This window comes from Diplocloster modestus (genome assembly GCF_019042245.1).
Taxonomy (GTDB): domain Bacteria; phylum Bacillota; class Clostridia; order Lachnospirales; family Lachnospiraceae; genus Diplocloster; species Diplocloster modestus.
The window spans coordinates 66,629-88,320 of sequence record NZ_JAHQCX010000022.1 but is presented as its reverse complement, the minus strand read 5'-3'; the positions used below and the strand labels follow the sequence as shown (position 1 = coordinate 88,320).

Annotated in this window: 16 protein-coding genes and 1 riboswitch; of the genes, 3 read left to right on the top strand and 13 right to left on the bottom strand. The window is 48.0% G+C overall.

The annotated features are described in order from the left end of the window. Window positions 1–689: 689 nt before the first annotated feature. On the top strand, window positions 690–1,511 hold the full coding sequence (locus KTH90_RS22285) for a PHP domain-containing protein (RefSeq protein WP_158351897.1): 822 nt from the start codon (window positions 690–692) through the stop codon (window positions 1,509–1,511). A gap of 95 nt (window positions 1,512–1,606) precedes the next feature. On the opposite strand, the gene radA is transcribed toward KTH90_RS22285, so the two are convergent. The 6 genes from radA to KTH90_RS22255 form a co-directional block, all read right to left on the bottom strand. Beyond that, window positions 1,607–2,968: a DNA repair protein RadA gene (gene radA, locus KTH90_RS22280; RefSeq protein ID WP_158351899.1), complete on the bottom strand. Its 1,362-nt coding sequence runs from the start codon at window positions 2,966–2,968 to the stop codon at window positions 1,607–1,609. Window positions 2,969–3,100: 132 nt separating this feature from the next. After that, window positions 3,101–3,517 carry an endosialidase gene (locus tag KTH90_RS22275; RefSeq protein WP_158351901.1) on the bottom strand — a complete coding sequence of 139 codons (417 nt, stop codon included), beginning with the start codon at window positions 3,515–3,517 and terminating at the stop codon, window positions 3,101–3,103. A gap of 96 nt (window positions 3,518–3,613) precedes the next feature. Beyond that, on the bottom strand, window positions 3,614–6,058 hold the full coding sequence (locus KTH90_RS22270) for an ATP-dependent Clp protease ATP-binding subunit (RefSeq protein WP_158351903.1): 2,445 nt from the start codon (window positions 6,056–6,058) through the stop codon (window positions 3,614–3,616). Window positions 6,059–6,076: 18 nt separating this feature from the next. Beyond that, window positions 6,077–6,445, bottom strand: a complete 369-nt coding sequence (locus tag KTH90_RS22265; protein ID WP_158351905.1) for a GntR family transcriptional regulator — start codon at window positions 6,443–6,445, stop codon at window positions 6,077–6,079. A gap of 203 nt (window positions 6,446–6,648) precedes the next feature. Continuing rightward, a complete protein-coding gene (locus tag KTH90_RS22260; protein ID WP_158351907.1) occupies window positions 6,649–7,068 on the bottom strand; it encodes a hypothetical protein in 420 nt (139 codons plus the stop codon). Window positions 7,069–7,205: 137 nt separating this feature from the next. After that, window positions 7,206–7,517, bottom strand: a complete 312-nt coding sequence (locus KTH90_RS22255) for a hypothetical protein (protein WP_158351909.1) — start codon at window positions 7,515–7,517, stop codon at window positions 7,206–7,208. Window positions 7,518–7,708: 191 nt separating this feature from the next. Beyond that, window positions 7,709–7,805, top strand: a riboswitch (NiCo riboswitch). A gap of 132 nt (window positions 7,806–7,937) precedes the next feature. Here KTH90_RS22255 and KTH90_RS22250 point away from each other — a divergent pair. Next, a complete protein-coding gene (locus tag KTH90_RS22250) occupies window positions 7,938–10,478 on the top strand; it encodes a cation-translocating P-type ATPase (protein WP_158351911.1) in 2,541 nt (846 codons plus the stop codon). A gap of 263 nt (window positions 10,479–10,741) precedes the next feature. Continuing rightward, window positions 10,742–10,876, top strand: a complete 135-nt coding sequence (locus KTH90_RS24985; RefSeq protein ID WP_275061471.1) for a hypothetical protein — start codon at window positions 10,742–10,744, stop codon at window positions 10,874–10,876. A 64-nt stretch (window positions 10,877–10,940) separates the two neighbouring features. Here KTH90_RS24985 and KTH90_RS22245 read toward each other — a convergent pair whose 3' ends face one another. The 7 genes from KTH90_RS22245 to KTH90_RS22215 form a co-directional block, all read right to left on the bottom strand. Beyond that, the gene (locus tag KTH90_RS22245) at window positions 10,941–12,587 is read right to left on the bottom strand and encodes an ABC transporter ATP-binding protein (RefSeq protein WP_158352308.1); all 1,647 of its coding nucleotides are present in this window, start codon (window positions 12,585–12,587) and stop codon (window positions 10,941–10,943) included. After that, window positions 12,544–14,325 (bottom strand): ABC transporter ATP-binding protein, encoded by a 1,782-nt coding sequence (locus KTH90_RS22240; protein ID WP_158351913.1) that lies wholly within the window; start codon window positions 14,323–14,325, stop codon window positions 12,544–12,546. The genes KTH90_RS22245 and KTH90_RS22240 overlap by 44 nt, the downstream gene beginning before the upstream one ends. Further along, entirely contained in the window at window positions 14,322–14,795 is a 474-nt protein-coding gene (locus tag KTH90_RS22235) for a MarR family winged helix-turn-helix transcriptional regulator (RefSeq protein ID WP_158351915.1), read from the bottom strand. Before KTH90_RS22235 ends, KTH90_RS22240 begins: the two co-directional genes overlap by 4 nt. A 244-nt stretch (window positions 14,796–15,039) precedes the next feature. Then, window positions 15,040–17,304: a cohesin domain-containing protein gene (locus KTH90_RS22230; RefSeq protein ID WP_158351916.1), complete on the bottom strand. Its 2,265-nt coding sequence runs from the start codon at window positions 17,302–17,304 to the stop codon at window positions 15,040–15,042. A gap of 19 nt (window positions 17,305–17,323) precedes the next feature. Then, window positions 17,324–19,117: an SH3 domain-containing protein gene (locus tag KTH90_RS22225; protein WP_238727500.1), complete on the bottom strand. Its 1,794-nt coding sequence runs from the start codon at window positions 19,115–19,117 to the stop codon at window positions 17,324–17,326. A 536-nt stretch (window positions 19,118–19,653) separates the two neighbouring features. After that, on the bottom strand, window positions 19,654–20,634 hold the full coding sequence (locus KTH90_RS22220; RefSeq protein ID WP_238727499.1) for a LacI family DNA-binding transcriptional regulator: 981 nt from the start codon (window positions 20,632–20,634) through the stop codon (window positions 19,654–19,656). Between the two features lie 26 nt (window positions 20,635–20,660). After that, on the bottom strand, window positions 20,661–21,659 hold the full coding sequence (locus KTH90_RS22215) for a glycoside hydrolase family protein (protein ID WP_158351922.1): 999 nt from the start codon (window positions 21,657–21,659) through the stop codon (window positions 20,661–20,663). Window positions 21,660–21,692: the final 33 nt, after the last annotated feature.

Genomic DNA, 21,692 nt, shown 5'->3' with positions numbered 1-21,692 from the left:
ATAAGAAAGCGTTCGTTTCTGAAATTCTTTTTTAGAATTTTCAGGGTTGTTTCACTGTTTAGTTATCAATGTTCGTTGTCGAATTTCGTTGCTTCCTTGTGGCCTGCAACTTTTATAGGATATCACATCCTCAAGCTACTGTCAACAATTTTTTCAACTTTTTTTCGATTCAATTCCTGCCGTATCAACCGGCGAATGTTATAATACCATTTCTTTAACCATAAGTCAACACGAAATCACAAAATTTTCTATTTTTTTCCAAATCATAGTCACTCTTCACAATAATGGGAGGGGACTGGCACCTTTCGGTATCAGGCCAAGCATTCCAGTAACTACGTGGAGAAAGGGGCCTGTCCCCGGATGTAGGCTTGAATAGCCCAACATCCGGAGAAACAGGCGTTTTTTGTCGAACAGACCGACATCCGGGGACAGGCCCCTTTCTCCACGTAGTTACTGGAATGCTTGGCCTGATACCGAAAGGTGCCAATCCCCTCCCATAATGGCAGTCCCAAGCTTCCTGGAAATGTATCATTTCCCTAAGAAGTTACCGGTATCTCCTGGGATTTTCCTGGGAATTCCATCTGCACAAAAAAGTTGACACATTACTCCAACATGATACAATAGGACTGTTCAAATGATTCTAAAATCTTTTACTTTAATTATAAAGTCAAACGTAAGGAGTGTTTATAATGACCGGAGATTTACACTGTCACAGCCGCCATTCCGATGGTTCTTGTACCGTCCGGGAACTGATCTCATATGCCAGCCGGATTCATTTGGATTATCTGGCAGTCACGGATCACGATACCTACCAGGGTGTAGCGGAAGCGCTGGCCTTAGGAGAGGAATATCACGTAGGTATCATTCCCGGTCTGGAATGCACCACCAAAGATCCGGACACCGGACGGCCTGTCCATGTCCTGTGCTATCGCCCCAAGCGTTATGAGGCTCTGGACCAGGTGACTGAACTCACCTCCGGGCGCAGGACACAGTCCAAACTCCAGATGCTGGAAAAATTAAAAGCTTTTTATCCCATATGCACAGAGGATGTAGTGGCCTATGCCGCTGAAAGCTCTGCCATCTTCGAGCCTCATATTATGCAGGGTATCGCGAATTTGGGTTATACCAATGCGATCTATGGCCCGCTCATGGATGAACTGATCGGGAAAAAGGGGACCTGTTATGTTCCCATCGAATATCCGGATATCTACGATGTTATCGATATTATGCATGAGGCCGGCGGTCTAGTGGTTATCGCCCATCCCGGCCAATTTCGCAGTATTCCATTAGTCCGCCAGCTGGCTGCCAGCCATCGGATCGAAGGCATCGAATGCTTCCACTATCGTAATACCGAAGAGGATACCAGCGAACTATTGCAGATCGCCAAGGCTAACGATCTTATCATCACCGGAGGGACCGATTTTCATGGTATGAACTCCCGGCAGCCCTATCCGTTGGGTTCTTATACCACAGACGATGAAAATCTGCGGCGGATTCTGGATTTTTCCTGATGTTGCAGAGAAGAACTAAGGACGTTCCTATAAACAAAAAAATCACTCCGGGGACGCGGCGGCGGAAAGGAAAGATGCCGATTACATACAAGGCACTATCCAATAATTCCAATGGCATCCCTGACCGTCTTTACTCCCTTAAGTGAGATCCCCCCGATCTTAGGAAGAGAATCTAGCGATACTTTTGGCAGCACCACTGTTTCAAATCCCAGTTTTCTGGCCTCCAGCACACGCTGTTCCGCCATATTCACAGCACGTACCTCGCCGCTTAATCCCACTTCCCCGAATACGATCGTCTTATCATCAACCGGCTGGTTCTTGAAGCTTGAAACGATCGCCATGACAATCCCCAGATCTACCGCCGGTTCGTTCATTTTGATGCCTCCGGCCAGATTCACATAAGCATCACAGGCGGATAATTGAAGGCCCACTCTCTTTTCCAATACTGCCATAAGCAGATTTACACGGTTAAAATCTGTTCCGGCGGCTGTCCTCCTGGGTATTCCGAAGTTACTGTGACAAACCAGCGCCTGGATCTCGATTAAGATCGGACGCGTTCCTTCCATCGAGCAGGCCACCACGGAGCCGGAAGCTCCTTCCGGTTTACCATTTAACATAAATTCCGAGGGATTGGCTACTTCCGCCAGCCCTTTTTCCCTCATCTCAAACACACCGATCTCGTTGGTGGAACCAAACCGATTCTTCACTCCCCGCAGAATCCGATAGGCCGCGTGCCGGTCCCCTTCAAAGTAGAGCACTGTATCTACCATGTGCTCCAGCACTCTAGGCCCGGCTACCACACCTTCTTTCGTGACATGCCCAACCAGGAAAATGGAGATGTTCATTCCTTTGGCGATCTGCATAAAGGTGGAGGTGGATTCCCGTACTTGGGACACACTCCCTGGAGCCGATGACACATCTTCCCGGTACATGGTCTGGATCGAGTCGATGATCACGATCTCCGGTTTCATCCGGTTGATGGCCTCCTCGATTACTTCCAGGTTTGTCTCGCACAGGAGCATCAGATCGTTGGTAAAGCTGCCGATGCGCTCCGCCCGGATCTTAATCTGGCGCAAAGATTCTTCTCCTGATATGTACAGTACTTTCCGGTTCTGTGTGGACAGATTCTGACACACCTGAAGTAACAGGGTAGATTTCCCGATCCCGGGATCACCGCCCACCAGAATCAGAGAACCTGCCACGATGCCTCCGCCCAATACCCTGTCCAATTCATGGATTCCCGTTTGGACCCGGTCCTCTGTATTCATTTCAATGGATGATAATTTCACAGGTTCGTTCGCGTTACGCTTTTGCATCTTCCCGGCGCTTTTTGACGGAGCCACCGGTTCTTCCACAAAGGTGTTCCATTCCCGGCACGCCGGGCACTGTCCCATCCACTTGGATGATTCATAGCCGCAGCTCTGACAGAAATATGCGGTTGTTTTTGCTTTTGCCATTCTTTCCTCCAGCGCCGCATATCCGCGGCCTCCTTGATATGACAAAGGCCGCTTCAGTAAAAGAGCCTGTTTGACGGCAGGAATCCTTTACTTTAGCAGCCCCCAATATTCTGATTTTTATAACGAATACAATTACGACATCTTAATTACTTTCACGCCGATCTGATCTTCATCTCCCAGTTCCACGCTCAGAGTTAACTTGCCGCTCAAGTTTGTCTTCATCGTTCCGGCATTGGTATCATTGATCAGGATCTCATATTCTGTCTCTTCTTCCAATTCCAGTGTAATCTGCGGATCTTCCCAGCCTTCCACCGTGAATTCAACGCCTTCTTCTGTCTCCTTCAGGTTATATACGGCTGTACCGGGCACGGACTCATAAACAAACATACCGTTCTTTTCCAGTTTGGTGATTTCTTTGAAGGTTTTTACTTTGTACAGATCCCCCTGAAATTCGAAATCCTCCAGCTTTGTCTTAGCAGCCAACTCATAGTCTCCAAAACTGATGGTGCCGTCTGCCTCGGTGCGTATTAACTCTTTTACTACTGACATTTGTCAAGCCCTCCTACTTATTCATGACCCTGTATCGACACTGCCGTTCATTTCAGCAGCCTACTGGAATATTATATAATAAATCGCTTCCCATTGCTAGTCATTTATGCTTTTGTTCACACAAATTTCCTTATTATGCATGCTGACCACCGCATGGTCTCCTGTCTTAATGGTACCGGAAAGTATCTCCTGGGCCAGCCGGTCCTCGATCTTATTCTGGATCGCCCGGCGAAGCGGCCTGGCTCCATATTTGGCGTCAAAAGCCGTTTCTGCTATATATTTTCGCACGCTGGGGGTAACCGTTAATTTGATACCCATTTGGTTCATACTGCGCTCGGACAGTTCCTTTGCCATCAGGCTAACGATCTGCTGCACATGTTCTTTGGAGAGGGCATGGAATACGATGGTATCATCGATCCTGTTCAGGAATTCCGGCTTGAACATTCTCTTTACTTCTTCCATCACTCCGTTTTTCATGTATTCATAGTTTTGTTTTTCATCCGATGAGGTAGAAAAGCCCAGTTTCTTGGGAGAAATGATGGACGCAGCGCCCGCGTTGGAGGTCATAATGATAACCGTATTTTTAAAATCCACTTTTCTGCCCTGGGAATCGGTAATATGTCCGTCGTCCAGGACCTGCAGCAGGATATTGAACACATCCGGATGCGCCTTCTCGATCTCGTCAAACAGCACTACCGAATAGGGATTCCGGCGCACTTTTTCACTTAACTGCCCGCCGTCCTCGTGGCCTACATATCCCGGAGGAGAGCCGATCATCTTGGATACGCTGTGTTTCTCCATATATTCCGACATATCGATCCGGATCAAAGCCTGCTCATTGCCGAAGAGAGCCTCCGCCAGTGCCTTCGAGAGCTCCGTCTTGCCCACACCGGTAGGCCCCAGGAACAAAAAAGAACCGATCGGGCGTCCCGGATCCTTAAGGCCTACCCGCCCGCGTTTTACCGCTCTTGCCACTGCGGTGACCGCCTCTTCCTGGCCGATCACCCGTTTATGAAGGGTCTTATCCAGACGCAGCAGTCTGGCGCTCTCCGCCTCCGCCAGCTTTTGCACCGGTATCTTCGTCCACCCGGATACGATATCGGCAATTTCATTTTCCCCTACGGTTAATTTCTTACGCCCGGTGCCCTTGGCAGCCTGCAGCTGCCGGCGTTCCAGCGTCTGTTTTTTCTTATGGATCTCTGCTTTGAGGCTGCCGGCTTCCTGATAGCTGCCGCTGCGGATCGCCTGTTCCATCTCCTTATTTAACTGGTCGATCTCCGTCTCCAGCTTTCCTGCCTTGGAGGTCTTAAGCCCCAGCAGCCGGACTTTTGAGGAGGCTTCGTCGATCAGGTCGATGGCTTTATCCGGCAGAAACCGGTCATTGATATAGCGGGCGGACATCTTAACCGCCGCTTCCAGCGCCTCATCCGTGATCATTACCTGATGATGGTTTTCATAATACGGACGCAGTCCCTTTAATATCTCCACAGTCTGCTCCTCCGTGGGTTCTTCCACATTCACCGGCTGGAACCGGCGCTCCAGAGCAGCATCTTTTTCAATATATTTACGGTATTCTTCGATCGTGGTGGCTCCGATCAGCTGGATCTCCCCTCTGGCTAGAGACGGTTTCAGGATATTGGAGGCATCGATGGCCCCCTCCGCACCGCCTGCACCGATGATCGTATGGATTTCATCGATAAAGAGAAGGATGTTGCCATTATTACGCACTTCCTCGATCACCCGCTTGATCCGCTCCTCGAATTCCCCCCGGTATTTTGACCCGGCGACCAAACCGGACACATCCAGGGTCACCAGCCGCTTATCCCGCACCGTCTCCGGCACGTCGCCCGCCACGATCCGGGAAGCCAGCCCTTCCGCGATAGCCGTCTTGCCTACGCCCGGCTCACCGATCAGGCACGGGTTATTCTTTGTCCGCCGGCTCAGGATCTGGATCACACGGGCGGTTTCTTCTTCCCTTCCCACTACCGGGTCCAGTTTGCCCTCACGGGCCATCTCCGTCAGATCTCTGCTGTACTGATCCAGCACAGGCGTCGCCGTTGCTTCTTTTGCACCGCGCTGGAACTCATCCTTGTATGCGTTGGGGTCCAGCCCCATGGCCAGAATCACTTCCATAAATAGTTTGGGGATATTGACCCCCAGCGTCGTGAGTAACCGGGTCGCTACACTGTCGCCTTCGTGCAGGATCGCCAGCAGGATATGTTCGGTTCCTATCCTTTCACTGCGGAAGCGCTCCGCCTGAGTCTCACTTTTTTCCAGGATATTCTGGGCCCGGGGTGTAAGCCCTTCCGGTTCCTGCAGTCCGGTCTGCTCAGACGGGGCGATCAGATCCCCGATCAGATCCAGCAGCTTCTTCACTTCCACCCCCTGGTTCATCAGAGCCTGGCCCGCCACTCCGCCGTCCTCCTGCAGTAATCCGACCAGGATATGTTCGGTACCAACATAGCTATGTTTTAATTCCTGTGAAGTCTTTTCCGCAATCTTTAAAACATTCAAAGCCTTCTGAGTTAACTGTTTTCGCATGTATGCTCCTCCTGTAAACTAATCATATTCCTCAAAGATCTCATCAATCATATCGTGCACTTCCTCACAGCTGATATCGTTGCAGATCGCTTTGGCCAGAAGTACTTTCAATTCCTTCTTCATCTCTCCCAGCGCCTGCAGCTTGTCCGCGTTCAGTGCGATGACCGCGCCTTTTCTTCTGTCCAGCTGGATAAATCCTTCCTGCTTCAGCACCGTATAAGCCTTATTCACTGTATGCATATTAATGCCGATATGATCCGCCAGCTGCCTGACACTGGGCAGCGCGTCCCCTTCCTGGATCTCAGAAGTGGCTATGCCCACGATGATCTGATTTCTCAGCTGGATGTAAATCGCTTCGTCACTGTTAAAATCTATCTGTATAACCACAATATCACCCTTCCATTCATTATATGTATGTCCGATGATTTTTAATCCGTTTTTTTGTTATACACATAATATAACAGCTGTAGCACCTTGTCAAGCAATAGGATTTGCAGATTGATTACCGGCATTCGCCGTCACCGTTGTCATTGTTCCCGGTTCATTTGTGGACGGATGGCGTTTGTTATATAGGGTCCCCCCGTTTAATATCACATATTATATACCGTGCTGCCTGTGATCTCGACCACTGCGCTTATGCCGTCTGCGTCATTATAATAAGTTCCGCCGCTTACTTTTCCATCCTTGACTGTTCCGAAGTTATACAGTACTCCCTTTACTACTTCACCGCGCTCTATGGTTCCGCGTTTATTGATACTGCCTCCGTCCTTCAACACGCAGGATTTCAGATAAACGCCGGTATTGTCCGCACCGTCCGTTCCATTTTCCAGATTCCCTCCGGTTCCGGATATGGTAACCGTACCATATATGGCTCCCTGATTATGAATCTGTCCCGTTATGGTCAGGCTTCCCCCCTGGGAAATATAAACGCGCATTCCATCCGGTATGGTTGTTTTATCACCTGGGGAAACTGGATTACTCCCATCCAGAGTCACACTCTGCGTTTCCATATGGAGGCGGCGGCCTCTCTTTCTACGAGGCGAAAGACGGCACGTTCACCGTACGGTTTGCGATCTGAGGGGACCCATAAACCAAGACACGTCATGGTCTCACTATTCCATACCGTGTCTTGTTTTATTTTCAATGATTATTCTGGGAAAAGAATCTGCACAGTCAGAGAAGGTTTCCTCATACCAGACATTCCATTCACTCCCGCCGGTAAATTCGTAAAATTCTCCCCTTGAAGTGGCAAGTCCGCTACGGGACCGATTAGGGTTCCCAGGTCGTTTCCAATATAGTTTGTACTGCTGGCGGAATAACTGTTGATAAGAGCTGCGGCTGCTGACACCTGCGGTTCCTCATTCGCAGCGCTCTCCTGTGACTTTCCGCCACAGCCGGTGAGCATACCGGTCAGCATAGTGGCGGTAAGCAGTAATGCCCGAACTCTTTTCATAGTCATCTTTCTTTTTCCATCCTTTCTCATGGTGTTCCTTGCTATTGCTTGATTTGCTTTCCTTTTCCCGTCTAACGCATCACACGCGCCGGGCATGAAAAATGTCACAAACACATTGACATTTGCATATATATGTAGTAATCTATTTAAAATCTCTTTGCACTGCATTACATTCCCCTTCCGGGAATGCGAGATCACCAGTACAAACTGAGCAGGCGATGCCCGATAGGGCGTGGGGCCGGGCCGACCAGCAATCGGCAGCAGATAGCTAACAAGCATATCTGTGGGACAGTTGTATGTTCCATAGGTGTGCTATTTTTATATCCGTTTTTCATACTTACGGAACAGCCGACCTCAATGAAGTGCCATAGGAGAAATCAAGACACCGCAATGTCGATATGACAGCGGGAAACGGAGGATTCTTTTATGACAAATGAAAAACAGAACATGGCAGGTCTTTCGACTGCCCAAGCCCGACAGTTGCAGAACAAATATGGCAAAAACGAACTGACACCACAGAAGAAGGAAAGTTTTATCCAAAAAGCCTTTCACATTATCTGTGAGCCGATGTTCCTTTTGCTGATTGTTGCTGCAATTATTTATTTTTTTCTCGGTGAGCCGAGAGATGGTGCAATTATGCTTGTCTTTGTCATCGGAATGATTTCGATTGATGTAATTCAAGAATGGAAAACCGACAAAACATTGAACGCTCTCAAGGATCTGTCGGCTCCTCACATCAAGGTTATCCGTGACGGCGAGGAACAGACAATTGCAAGCGCCGACCTCGTTCCGGGGGATTTAATGCTAATTTACGAGGGTGTGAAAATTCCTGCAGACGGCGTTGTTATCAAATGCAATGACCTCTGTGTAGATGAGTCTTCTTTGACGGGAGAAGCAGAAGGAGTTTGGAAGGTAAACACCGATGCGGCACCGGAGTATACAGACTATTGGCGAAAAGATTATTGCTATGCAGGAACGCTTGTCATGCAGGGTACTGCATATGTACAGATAGATAAAATCGGCGCATCCACCGAATATGGAAAGATTGGCGCTAATATTGCGACCGCACCGGAGGAAAAGACGCCGCTCCAGAAGCAAACCGGCAGTCTTGTCAAAACCTGCGCCGGAATTGCCGCAGTTCTCTTTGCGCTGGTTGGCGTGTTCACCTATCTCAATATTCCCGACCATATTTTCAAAGACCGCATAATTGAAAGTATACTTTCGGGGGTTACTCTTGCTATGGCTATGATTCCCGAGGAATTCCCGGTCATTTTAACGGTATTCCTCTCAATGGGCGCATGGCGCCTTGCCAAGAAGAACTCACTTGTTCGTAAACTTCCGTGCGTGGAAACGCTCGGTGCGGTTTCTGTTCTGTGCGTAGACAAAACCGGTACGATCACGATGAACCAAATGACCGTGCAGGATACGTGGGCAACGAATGGCGACGAAAAGTCGCTTGTAACCGTCATGGGCATGGGCTGTGAAACCGATGCCTACGACCCGATGGAAAAAGCTATGCTTGCATACTGTGAAAAGAACGGAATTTCCCATGATGAACTGTTTGGCGGCGAGCTGATTACAGAGTACCCATTTACCAACGAGCTGAAGATGATGGGGCATATTTGGCGCAAGGATGGAAAAATAATCATTGCCGCCAAAGGTTCACCTGAACGCATTCTGACCATCTGCGCCATGTCGGATGCAGAAAAGACTGAATTCGAGAAGAAAATCAATGAACTGTCATCAAACGGTCTTCGTGTCATTGCCGTTGCAACTGCGACTCCGCAGACAGATAAGGACATTCCCGCAAAAATCACCGACTGCTCGCTGACTTTGCTTGGACTTGTCGGTCTTGCCGACCCGCCGCGTGAAAGCGTCAAAGCAGATATTGCTGTATGTAACAAAGCAGGTATCCGGGTCGTGATGATCACCGGTGACAACGGTGTGACCGCTGCGTCGATTGCCAAAAAAATCGGCATGAAGAATTATGACCACATCATCACCGGCGATATACTGAACAACATGACCGATGATGAACTGCGTGAAAAAGTAAAAGAAGTCAGTATCTTCTCTCGCGTTGTTCCGGAACATAAAATGCGAATCGTCAAAGCATTCAAGGATAACGGCGAAATTGTTGCAATGACGGGTGATGGCGTAAATGATGCGCCCGCTCTTAAATACGCCGATATTGGTATTGCTATGGGCAAGCGCGGAAGTGAAGTTTCAAGAGAAGCAGCAGACCTGATTCTGCTGGACGACAATTTCACCACCATTGTGGAAACGGTGAAAGACGGCAGACGCATTTACAATAACATCCGTAAAGCCATCGGATATGTTTTCACTATTCACATTCCGATTGCGTTTGCATCACTTCTGGCACCGATACTCGGCATTGCTCCGGTAGCACTCTTTTTGCTTCCGCTTCATGTGGTTCTGTTGGAGTTGATTATCGACCCGACCTGTTCTATTGTTCTCGAGCGTCAGCCTGCGGAACGAGACATTATGGAACGCGCTCCCCGCAATCCAAAAGAAAAGATGCTGACACCTGGGATATTTATTAAGAGTGTGCTCCAGGGGCTTGTCCTCTTTGCGGCATCGTTCGGCGCCTACTACACCACTCTTGCGGGAAACGAAGCCAACGCACCGGTCGCCCGTGCAATGGGACTTGCAATTATTATGATTTCAAATCTTCTGTTGGTGCAGGTCAATAGCTCGGAATGTGATTTTGCATTTCGTTCGGTTGCTCGCCTGGCAAAAGACATCGTGATGTGGGCGGTAAACATCGGCACGATTGCCGGACTTATTGTGATTTTTTATACACCCGTCGCTGGACTATTGAAGCTTGCACCGCTTTCCGCGACACAGCTTTTATCTGCCGCCGGCATTGCCGCCGTTTCGGTTCTCTGGTATGAGCTTGTAAAACTGTTCAAGAAACTGTTCGGCAAGAAGAACGGAGGCACAAAATGAAAAATGGATTCATCTAAGATACAATGGAATCTGTTCTCCTTTGTAGGGAAATGATTCCCCGTTGTGTGAAAGTACCGATGAAGTAAGGAATTCTGCATCTTCCGTATTTTCAGATGTGCGTTTTCATCTATCGGTTCACTTATAGGTATTGCAGGTGCTATGCTTGGCTTCCCTGTTCTGGATAGTGTCGCAAGTGTTGTGATTTTTATAGTATATTCATTTTAAAGGTATCTTACGATATTCTGAAAGGTGCTCTGGCTAATATGATGGACACCTCATGCGGCGAGGAATATGAGAAAAAGCTTAGGGATTATGTTGCCGCACAGGAGGAAGTAGTGCGTGTCGATGTCTTCGCAGTCGTATGTTCGGCAGCAAAATATATATTGATTTGGAGATAGAGGCGGATCCAGCAAGTTAAGCAATAGCAGGTCGGCATATCAAAAATGCCGGCCTGTTCTATTTTCAAGATAAAGAAATCTCTCTTCCACCCATATGCTGATAAAGTCTGTGCGAAATGGAGATTACCGTGCGATTTTCCGAAGCTCTTTTCAGGGCCTGCAGTACGGTCTGTTCTGTATCGGCATCTAAATTGGCGGTTATCTCATCCAACAACAGCAGTTTAGGTTCTGAAGCAATTGCACGCGCAATGGATAGGAGCTGCCACTGCCCTTGAGAAAAAAGGGCGGAAGTGCACGGCGTGTCATATCCCTGCTCCAATTTGCTGATTGTACTGTGCAGCCCGACTGTACTTGCAGCTTTTTCTGCCATTTCCCGGCTGATTGATTTATCATATAAGGTAATCTGCTCCAAAACAGTACCGGGAATCATTCTAAAATGCTGTTCTACATATCCGAAAAATTTTCGCTTTATATTATCAGGCAGCCTGGAAGCGTCCTGACCGTATAAGAGGACTTTACCGGAATTTACTTTATATTGACCCAAAAGCAATTTAAATATCGTGCTTTTTCCCGCTCCCGTTCTGCCGGATAAGGTGATTTGTTCTCCTGTGTTAATCGCGAAGCTTAAATTGCTTAATATGGTGGAATTGGGTTCATATCCGAATGTGACGTTCTGCAGTTCCACGCAGGCACGATTACTTTCCATTAGTGTATTCAAGTCTATATTTGTATCTGTTTCAAAACGCTCCTCCAAGGATAAGAATTCATCAATACGCTCTACGCCTGCTACAGCAGACTGTATAGTTTGAATTTCCATTCCTATGCTTTCAAGCGGTGCAAAGACAGAGCTGATATAATTGATAACTGCAACTGCCGTACCTACCGACATACCGAAAAATGTTTGAATCCCCGGAACTCCGGATGCCGAAAGAAGCATAATTACCGCAACAACGAAAGCATTAACAATTAAAATTATCGGCGAATAGACTGCATCATAAAAATTGGTTTTTTCTACCGCATTATAACAGTCCTGTATATGCCTGTCATAAACCTCTCGCATATATTTTTCTTTACGGAGCGAATGAATCGTGCGGATACATTTCATTGTTTCAGGAACGTGGTTTGTTACCTTGCCTACCGCTATCCGATTTGCAATTTGAGCTGCAAGCATTCTCTTTTGTACCACACGGGTAAATATAAATACCAACGGCGTAAGCAATAATAAAACAAATGCCAGACCTTTGTTTTTTACGAAAAGAATGGCAAAAATACTGATTACTTTACAGGCATCGGCAAACATACTGATGATACCGGATGTGAATAATGACTCTACGGTATCCACATCATTTACAAATCGTGAAACTATGGTACCCGGCTCCTGCTTAACAAAAGTATCTGCCGGAAGGTTGGAGAGCTTTTCGCAAAGCTTGCTTCGCAGCCCGTGGGTTATCTTCTGCCCGAAAACAACCAGCAGACTTTCTCTTGAAGAATCAAAAATACTTGTTAAAGCCAGCAATGCAAAATATGAAATTACCAATGGAAATGCAACATTGTTACCGGAGATCAACAGGTTGACGATCCGTTCCAGAACCAGCGGAGGTAAAAGAGCGCTGATAACGGCTCCGATAACAGTCATTACAATTCCAAATGACAGGAGCTTGTTAAGTTTAAACACATTCCGAATAACTTGTATTAGTCCCGATTTTTTCATTTTCAAAATCGTTTCCTCCTTCCTGAAGGTTATAGAGGCTGGCATATACGCTACATCGGTCCATGAGCCTGCTGTGTGTTCCGACGGCTGTCTTTCCGTTTTCCATCCAAATGATTTTATCTAACTGCGGAAAAAGATAAAGACGGTGTGAAATCAGAATCACAATGTTGTCTTTTGTCAATTCCCGCAAATGCTGAAAGACTTCCATTTCTGTATGTTTATCTAAAGCAGAAAATGGGTCGTCCAATATCAGCAGCGGTCTTGGATGCGCCAACGTCCGTGCCAATCCGATACGAGCCTGCTGACCGCCGGAAAGGCGGATTCCGCCGCTGCCGATAACAGTATTTATGCCATCAGGCATTTTAGAAATTTCTTTGTCTATGCAGACTGCTTTCAATAATGGCTGCACATCTTTATTCTTGCCTAAAAGTATATTATTTTGAACCGTATCACTTAGTAATTCAGGGTCGTGGCCAAGGTAACCGACCGTTTCACTTCGCTGCACCTCGGAAAGCTCTGAGATCTCATTATTCCCAAAACGAATACTGCCCTGATACGGATGTTCACACAGAAATGCCTGACCGAGCGTTGTCTTGCCGCAGGCAACTGCTCCTGTAACGCCGATGATTTCTCCGGGCTTTGCAGTAAAAGAAAGGCCGCTGAATATTTGTGCATTTTCAGAATAGGATACACCCAGGTTTTGAACTTCCAATGTATTTGGAGAGATTTTGTTCTCCGCAGTTTCGTCAGGCACCAGTTTCATCAGAGGTTTGATTCGTTTCCAGGATACCTCTGCTTTCTGAACGGCATTGAACAGCTTTGCCGCCTTCGAGGATTTTACCGCTAATTTCGTAAAGCAGGAGATAAAGGTTGTAAATGCAGCAATATTCCAGCTTGTCCATCCGTTTCCCAGCACGTTTCTGCTTCCGAAATAGATAATGAATAACATACTGACCATTGAAATAATTTGATAAACGGGCGGCATGGCGGCTATCCAGATATTTGCTTTCACAGCAGACTTTTCGTAATCAGTTAAGTGATCCTCGTATGCATTGTTTCTCTGCATTTCACATCCAAACACACGATAGGTTGAAGCGTTTGATACACGGTCAAGGGTTGCGGCATTCAGTCGCCCACGACTTTCCTGAGCAGCGGCTCCGCTTCGTTGCACGATGACCTTTAGCTTTTCAGCAATATAATAGGAAATCGGCGGAAAAATCAAGCTGATTAAGGTTAACCGCCAATCGTATGTAAAAAGGAGAACAGCATATCCGGCCAGAGCAACTCCCGTGTCAAAAACCTCGGTTGTAAACTTTCGCATACCCTCTGCACAGGCGTCAACATCAGAGATGGCTTTCGTTATGATATTACCTATGTTTTCACTTTCAAGTTCTGCTTTTGAATGGTGTATCAGCGTTCCATATAGAATCTGCTTCATATTACGGTTGATATGATTCCCAAAGCGCCTCACATAAAAGCGTTTCATATAGCGGGCAAGCTGAACAACAGCGATTGCTGCAACATAAGCAAAAACCAATTTTAACATATCGGAAAAGTTCTTTGTTTTACTGAAAATCTCAAATAAACATTGCGCAAATTTACCCTCAAACCAAGGTTCTGCAAGTAGTCCTATGTTATATATAACACCCGTTATTGTTACGGCAAAAAGTATGCTCCATTCGGCTTTGAAATAGGATGAAAGCTTGTCAGGCTGTTTAACCATATTTTTTTGTTTCATTCATACTCGCCCCTATCTTGTATTTTTGAAGCAACATTTGGAAAACCAGTTCTGCTTTCAAGTTTCGAGCGATCATACAGTTTGTTTAAAACCTGGCAGAAGTGTGTTTTTTCATCTTCGGGTAGTTCATCTAAGAGCCATTCGTAAAAGACTGCTTCGATACTTGCTTTTGAATTTCTCAGCTTTTCTGCTTTCGCAGTTGCATATAAAAATTGACTTCTTCCGTCATCTGGATTCTTCTCACGAATAAGCAGCCCTTTTGCTTCTAAACTGGCAGCTCTGCGTGCAGCGGCACCTTTGTCAATTTTTAATTTTTCTCTTATTTCAGCTTGTGTAATGCCCGGATTGTGCCGTATTAAATGAATAAAATCAAACTCGGCTGTTCCTATTCCTTCTTCTCTCATAACCTTAAGTGTAAGCTTAGAAACCTCACGGGCTATTTTTGTGATTTGTCGTTTTGATGAGTCCATATCACGCCCTCCTTCTAAAAAAGATGTAGTATCATCTAATATAGATGATACTACATCTTTTCTTTTTGTCAAAGGATTACTTTTCTACTAAAAGAATAATTTGTATTAGTCAATGGAAGTGCTTCGCTGATCGGATATAAACTCATGCCGCCGCACCTTGTCCATTCAGCTCATTCAGCCTGAAAATTTAAAGTTGCAGCAGTCTTTTTTCTATTGCGTTTATTCAAAACGTAATCTTATATTTTTAAAAATCATCATCATCCAGATCCAGTACGTCCAAATCGATATCCAGGTCGTCCAGATCATCTTTGCTCTCATTCATCAGTTTTTCAACCGCATCCATAATCTGTGCCTCATCGTCCATTACGACAGGCTCCTTTTTCGACGGTTTGGATGAACTGCGTGATGCCCGGGTCGGATGGGAAGCTTCAGAAGCCTGGGTGGTCCTTCGGCCTCCGGACTGTCCTGCGCCGGAAGTATCCGGAGCCGGTTCGGATTCGGTTTCTTCATATGAGGGAGGCGTAAGCTCTCTGAGATCCGGCTTCACTAATTTAGGAGTCTGGTTATCTCTCAGACCTTCCTGGGTTTTCTTCAGTATTTTTTCCGACATCGGGAGCTGTTCCAGCCAGTTGTCGTCATCCGGATCGGTTTTGTCATACTCTCTGCCGTCGAAGTCATCATCGTCTTCCCAATCATCCCCGCGTTTCAGCCGGTTCACCTTCAGAATCAGGTTGATCACTACGAAGAGCAGAAGAACCGACAGGACGATCAGCGCACAGATGACTTTAAACCTTGCCGCCAATTTCGCGTCGGCTTCATCCTTGTTTACGCCCATCTGTTTTTGAAGCGCCGCCAATTCCGATGCGGTATCGTCATTCGGTTCCGTATCGGATGCCGCCATGGGAACATATTTTTGGAACGTCTGCTGGACAGGGTCAAAGGAATACCAGTCCTCCAGGCCATTATTGTCCATCGCATAAATCAGCTGATAAGAATTACCGGTATCGGAAGCCGGCGCAGCTGCATTTTCCGGATTCTCCGGTTCCTCACTGTTCTCTCCGCCTTCGGGAATTTCCGGGTCCTGGGCCTCGCTGGCATACACGGTCATCGTGCCGAACATGGCTGTCAATCGGTTCAGCACACCGTCAGCGGAGGCTTCTCCGCTGCCCTCACCCTGATTCCCGCTTTCCTCACCGCCTGCATTAGCGTCATCGGCAGGCTGGTCCGTCGGAACAGGTTCTCCTTCTCCCGCACCATCCTGGGGTACCTCTGTCTGCTGGGTCACCTGGTAACCTTCCACTGCGATTCCATCCAGCTCCACCTGGATCTGCTCATATCCCTGGGGAACCTGTGAGGGATCCGGCACCGGGATCGGAATCAGGAAACCGCCCTCTTCCGGTGAAAGTCCGATCTGTATCTGAATAAAGTTGGAAAAAGTCTCGGCTTGAGCGTTATAGATATAAAATCTGCCGTTTTCCTTATTCTCATCCACCAGATACATCAATTCCATATCGGAATTGGTCATCTTAGCGCTTTTTATCTCTTTTTGCTTGTAACTGGACGTGTGGGGTTCGAATCCCTGCGGAATCTCCTTCTCTGTAAACTTTTCGGATACCAGACGGATCTCAGAACCAACCGCCGCTTCCAGTGTATCGTCTTCCTCCGGCTGTTCCTCATCCGGTTTCGGAGTCGGCGTCGGTGTCTCCTGGCTCTTCGCCTCCTCGGTTACCGCGATGCTGTAGGTAGCCTCGTTTCCATTGGGCGCGCGCACGATGATCTTAATCGTGGTCTTCCCATTACTCAGCTCGGTACCGTCAATCGATACCACTTCCGCCTCTTTTTCCATCGGATTGGCACTGACCGCGACCTTCGTCGTTCCCTTGGGTACCGTGGCTGTATACTTGGTCCTGGATCCTGTAAAGGATGGGGAAAGCGTTCCCGGAGATATTTTCAGGGATGACAGCTGGTTGTTCGCGGATTTCTTCTCTGATCCGCCGCCGTCACCGCCGGCTCCATTATCTCCTCCGCCGTTTCCGCCGCCTCCGCCTCCGTTATCTCCTCCGCCAGGAGATGTGACGGATACGGAAGCGCCGCCGGGCTGCCCGATATCCAGCACTTCTTCATTAAAGTTCGCCACTTTGTAATTCGATACATTCACCGCAGCATTCCCGGGCGCGATCGCCTTGAAGGTGACGGTAGCCCCCAGCGATGTCTGTCCAGGCGCACTGTTCTGAGCCACCAGATGTACACTTCCGGAACCTCCGGAAGCATTCACGCTGGAACTCTGGTACTCTAACAGCGAAGCGTCATAGGACAGCGTCACATCCATTGCCGCGATATCTCCGTCGGCAGCGTTTGCTTTTACACTGACACTCACAGTCTGGCCCACATTACAGCTCCCGCCGGAAACCTGCAGGTTTCCGCTGGCTGCCAGTACCCTGGAAGGAAACCAGGGGATCACCAGACAGCAGACCATGGCGACCGCCAGTACCTGATATAATTTTTTCATAGTATTCTCCTCTCCTGTCCTACGACAATAACTGAATTCCCAATATATGCTTCTGAATCCGAATCAGATCGATGATATCCACCGTTCCGTCCCCATTCACATCCGCTGCCGCGAACTGGTCGGAGTTCAAAGTGGTCAATCCGATAATCGCCTTCTGTACTCTTACCAGATCCAGCACATCGATGGAACCGTCTTGATTCACGTCCCCTTTGGTTACATTGCCCGCCGGAGGATTCTCTCCGCCCGGATTTTCATCTGTGCCGCCGCCGCTCTTAGCTATGTTCAGCGTATAGGTTCTTGTCGTACCGTTCTGAGCCTGCACCACGATCTGCACCGTATTCATGCCCTCCTTCAGGGCTACGCTGCCGGTTCCGCTTAGGATCCGCGCCGACGCATCATAGACACTTGCGCTTATGTTAACCGCCGCTACCGGATCATCCACGACCAGCGAATATTGTGTCGTGTAGATGTTAAAGGAAGGTGATAAGCCGTAGCCGCTGACTTCGATATTGCTCAGCAGATTGACCGGATTACCGTCTCCGGCAGGTTTGGCGCACACTGTGTTCGGCATGTTGGAATATACCGGTATTTTGAATACCAGCGCCATATCTTTCAGCTGGTCATAGGCGCTTGAAAGTTTCCCGCTTTCATTTGCCGCACCGTAGATACTGGTCATATACTGATGTGTGTGAGGGCTTGACCCCTGAACATTGAACTTCTTCAGATACGTGGTATCCTGTCCCCTGGCTACATACTGGGAGCCATAGAACTGCGCTCCGCCGATGATGGATTTATAACGGCTGTTCCAGGGCCGGTTATAAGAGGTATCGCCATTGTCAAATCCTCTGGCGTACCACAGCCCTCTTTGCACAGCGTCCCTGGTCCCATCATCGTAGGCACCTATATTCAGATAGTTATACAGCCCTTCATATCCCGGATAACTTCCGGAGATCAGCTGGGAAGTTCCATTGCCCTGCTCCGTCAGAATCGCGGAGGCCAGCGCATAAGGGCTGACTCCCGACTGTCTTCCGGCTTCCATCAGCACATCCGCATAACTATAATTCTGGTTGTTTTCGGAAAACCCATTCGCCATAAAGGTACCGGAAATAATCCTATTTACGCCATCCGTGTTCTGCGCGCCCTCATTAAAAGACTGGAGCAGGAACAGGAATATGTATTTGGAATCCAGGAAATTCCTGGGATCCATATAATAGCGGATGATTCCGTCGGATGCCGCTACCCATCTGGCGCCGTCCTGGCCCACCCACTGTCCGCCGGACAGATCATAGGCACCTGGTTCGATGGACTTCCATGAGGAAATACTGCTGTTCTCCACGTTATTTTTTCCAATCGCGCATTGCGCAGCCACCACGGAATTCCAGTCCATCCCGGTCTGCTGAGGTACAAACTGCCAGTTTGGATACTGGCTATGTAAAGATGCGAGAGCGTTGCAGTAACTCTCCGGGAAACCTGCGTCCAGCAGCTGCTGTTTATATCCGTCATCTACCGAGGTCAGTGATATACTGCTGGCGATCACATACCCTTCCCCGGAACCATATTCGATCTTATACCAGCCGTTTCCCATATCCTGCAGGATATTGACCGACTGTCCGTTGTTCAGTGATCCGATCTTTTCATAATTAGTTCCTGGTCCGGAACGTACGTTCAAAGTATTGCTGCTTTGCATTGACACTACGCCGGTGGTGGCAGCAGAAGTATAGAAATTCGAAAAATAAAATGCTCCCCCGACGATGATACAAACAGCAAGACTGAGAACCAATCCTTTAATCCTGGTTTTCCAGCCTGTCCTCACAAAATCACTCTCCATGCCCTTATTATCCAACGCTTTGTCATTTTACATTATATGAATTTATGTAACCTATTGTCAATCTAAATATGCGTAAAATATCAATTTTTCAACATATTTCCACATTTTTCCAACCCTTATGTCAACTTATATATATTTTCTATTGAAATCACGCAGAAATCACATGGCAGTGTTTTATTATACACGATTTTCGGTTTTAATGTCTGAATATTTTCTTATTTTTTCCATTTTATTCACAGCTAATGGGAAGAGGCGAAAGAAAAAGTTACACAGAAAGATGAAATCATAGAATAAGAATATTTTACTAGTGGGCATGATTGTCCAACATGAATAAAATCTGCCAGAATATGAGGCTATGTCAGAGGAAGGTCACATCCAGGAGACGGACAAGTCCAGGATTGCACAGGTCCGTTTAAAAATAACGCACAAAAAATTTCATAAGCCACATCCCTTTGTTCAGGAACACCGTATGAAATTTCTCTCCTGGATATCGCTGAATCAATGCAGTACGCTCCACTTCCCTAATACGTAGTCCCCCCCCTGACAAGCTCCACATCAGGGAGGATCAGATTTTCAGTAATCTCCTCCCCGTCGATTTTGCGGATCAGGGTGTCCACCAGATTCATTGCCAGCAGATCAAAGGGCTGTGCCACATACGTTAAGGTTGGATGGAACATTTTTGCGATATCTACTCCGTCATAGCCCACTGCCTTGAACTGTTCCGGCACCTTAAGGCCCCGTTCCAGCGCGCATTTCACCGCGTAGACCACCACCACATCGGTAGAGAAGGCTCCGTCTATTTCCGGATAGCGGTCGAACAAAGAGTTGATAATCTGATAATATTCCCCTCTTTGAAACTCATTTTCCTTCAGTTCATAATTGATACACCGGATGTTGTGCTTTTCCAGGAGTTCCTGAAATACCCGGTTTCTGACCAGCGCCGGAGTCTTGACGTCCGTGTTGCCTCCGATATTCAGCACGCACTTGCAGCCGTTGCGCACGAATTCCATGGCCGCCAGCCTGCCGCCCTTCTCATGATCTGAACTGATGGTGGGAATCTGCTCTCCCAGCGACATGTCGATGGCCACCACCGGCAGGCTGATCTTCTCATACTCACTGGTCTTTAACATGTGTGTTCCGATAATAATACCGTCTACCTTGTTTTGCCGCAGCATGTTGAGATAATCATGCTCCCGGTTGGCCTTTTCCTTCGTGTTGCACAGCAGCAGCTTGTACCCATGCTGATATAACAGCAGCTCGACGCGTTTTGCCACCTCCGCAAAGAAGGGATGGGAAACATCCGGAATCAGCAGGCCGATGAAATAAGTGCGGCGGTTGTACAGATTTCTGGCCAGCTGGTTCGGCTGATAGTCCAGCTGATCGATCGCCTGATATACTTTCTCGTAGGTTTCTTTTGAGATATAACCTCTTTTATTTAATACCCGCGAAACAGTTGAGACGGAAACACCGGCCAGCTGCGCCACATCTTTAATTCCAGCCATATCTGATTCTCCTTTGCTGATAGAAATTATACTGTTATTATACCAACATCTTCCATCTTTTCCAAATAGTTTCTGCCGGATGCGTTTTCCCGTTCATCTATAAGCCTTAGGGCGCCGTTCTTCATTTCATAAACCAATGGGTCCGGTATATAGTCGCCCTGTTCGGACCAGACTGTCCCCAGCAGGTACCATCTGCCGTCCTTTTCCACCAGCTGGTTGGCATACTGCGCGTTGCGGTCCGGATCGTCAAAATCATCCGGCAGCAGCTTCCACTCCCTGCAGAACCGGTAGGGGCCGAACATGGAATCGCTGATCATGTAATAGCTGGTCTGCCGCAGCATGCGTCCGTATTTTCTCACATACTCGTCCGAGAAAAGCAGGCCATAGCAGGAAAATAGCAGCACATAATGTCCGTCCATCAGATGAATCTGGGGACACTCCATCTCCTGACATACCGCCTCGATCTCCAAAGGCCTTTGCAGCTCCCAGTGTTCCATGTCACGGGATCTGGCCAGCCCCGCAGTGCCGCAGGCATCCGGCCTCCCGCCCTTTCTTGTGGCGCAGGTCAGATGATAGGCGTATTCCCCGTCTGTAAACAGATAGGGGTCCCTCCAGTGGGAGAAAGTCCTGATGCCGGCGCCGTTCATGGCATAATAATGATCATCCGGACTGGTAACCGGATTATAGCTGCATTTTTCCCAGTGATGCAGGTCTTTTGAGGAGGCCAGACCCACCATTCCTACAGGGCCGTTCCACTGCCCGGTATAAGCCATCCAGTAGCTTCCCTTATACCGGATCACCGAACCGGTGGATATCCCGTTGGCATCCCATTCCCCGGCGTCCCCCTTTCTCAACACCGTACCCTGCAGCTCCCAGTGAATCATGTCCCTGCTGGTGGCGTGGGCGATCTCCCAATCCGTATGACGCGGCACGGACTCTGGGCAGGTGAGGTAATAACAATGGCAGATATCCCCCTCTACATAGTACCAGGTATCCCCCAGATGATTTCCTTCATGTCGTAACAAAAGTGTCCCTCCTTATAGTGCTCTGCTCGTATC

What these genes read in the sequence shown, in the direction of transcription:
- KTH90_RS22285 (WP_158351897.1), top strand. Translation starts at nt 690, where the DNA reads ATGACCGGAGATTTACACTGTCACAGCCGCCATTCCGATGGTTCTTGT.
- radA (WP_158351899.1), bottom strand. Translation starts at nt 2,968, where the DNA reads ATGGCAAAAGCAAAAACAACCGCATATTTCTGTCAGAGCTGCGGCTAT.
- KTH90_RS22275 (WP_158351901.1), bottom strand. Translation starts at nt 3,517, where the DNA reads ATGTCAGTAGTAAAAGAGTTAATACGCACCGAGGCAGACGGCACCATC.
- KTH90_RS22270 (WP_158351903.1), bottom strand. Translation starts at nt 6,058, where the DNA reads ATGCGAAAACAGTTAACTCAGAAGGCTTTGAATGTTTTAAAGATTGCG.
- KTH90_RS22260 (WP_158351907.1), bottom strand. Translation starts at nt 7,068, where the DNA reads ATGGAAACGCAGAGTGTGACTCTGGATGGGAGTAATCCAGTTTCCCCA.
- KTH90_RS22255 (WP_158351909.1), bottom strand. Translation starts at nt 7,517, where the DNA reads ATGACTATGAAAAGAGTTCGGGCATTACTGCTTACCGCCACTATGCTG.
- KTH90_RS22250 (WP_158351911.1), top strand. Translation starts at nt 7,938, where the DNA reads ATGACAAATGAAAAACAGAACATGGCAGGTCTTTCGACTGCCCAAGCC.
- KTH90_RS24985 (WP_275061471.1), top strand. Translation starts at nt 10,742, where the DNA reads ATGATGGACACCTCATGCGGCGAGGAATATGAGAAAAAGCTTAGGGAT.
- KTH90_RS22245 (WP_158352308.1), bottom strand. Translation starts at nt 12,587, where the DNA reads ATGAAAAAATCGGGACTAATACAAGTTATTCGGAATGTGTTTAAACTT.
- KTH90_RS22240 (WP_158351913.1), bottom strand. Translation starts at nt 14,325, where the DNA reads ATGAAACAAAAAAATATGGTTAAACAGCCTGACAAGCTTTCATCCTAT.
- KTH90_RS22235 (WP_158351915.1), bottom strand. Translation starts at nt 14,795, where the DNA reads ATGGACTCATCAAAACGACAAATCACAAAAATAGCCCGTGAGGTTTCT.
- KTH90_RS22230 (WP_158351916.1), bottom strand. Translation starts at nt 17,304, where the DNA reads ATGAAAAAATTATATCAGGTACTGGCGGTCGCCATGGTCTGCTGTCTG.
- KTH90_RS22220 (WP_238727499.1), bottom strand. Translation starts at nt 20,634, where the DNA reads ATGGCTGGAATTAAAGATGTGGCGCAGCTGGCCGGTGTTTCCGTCTCA.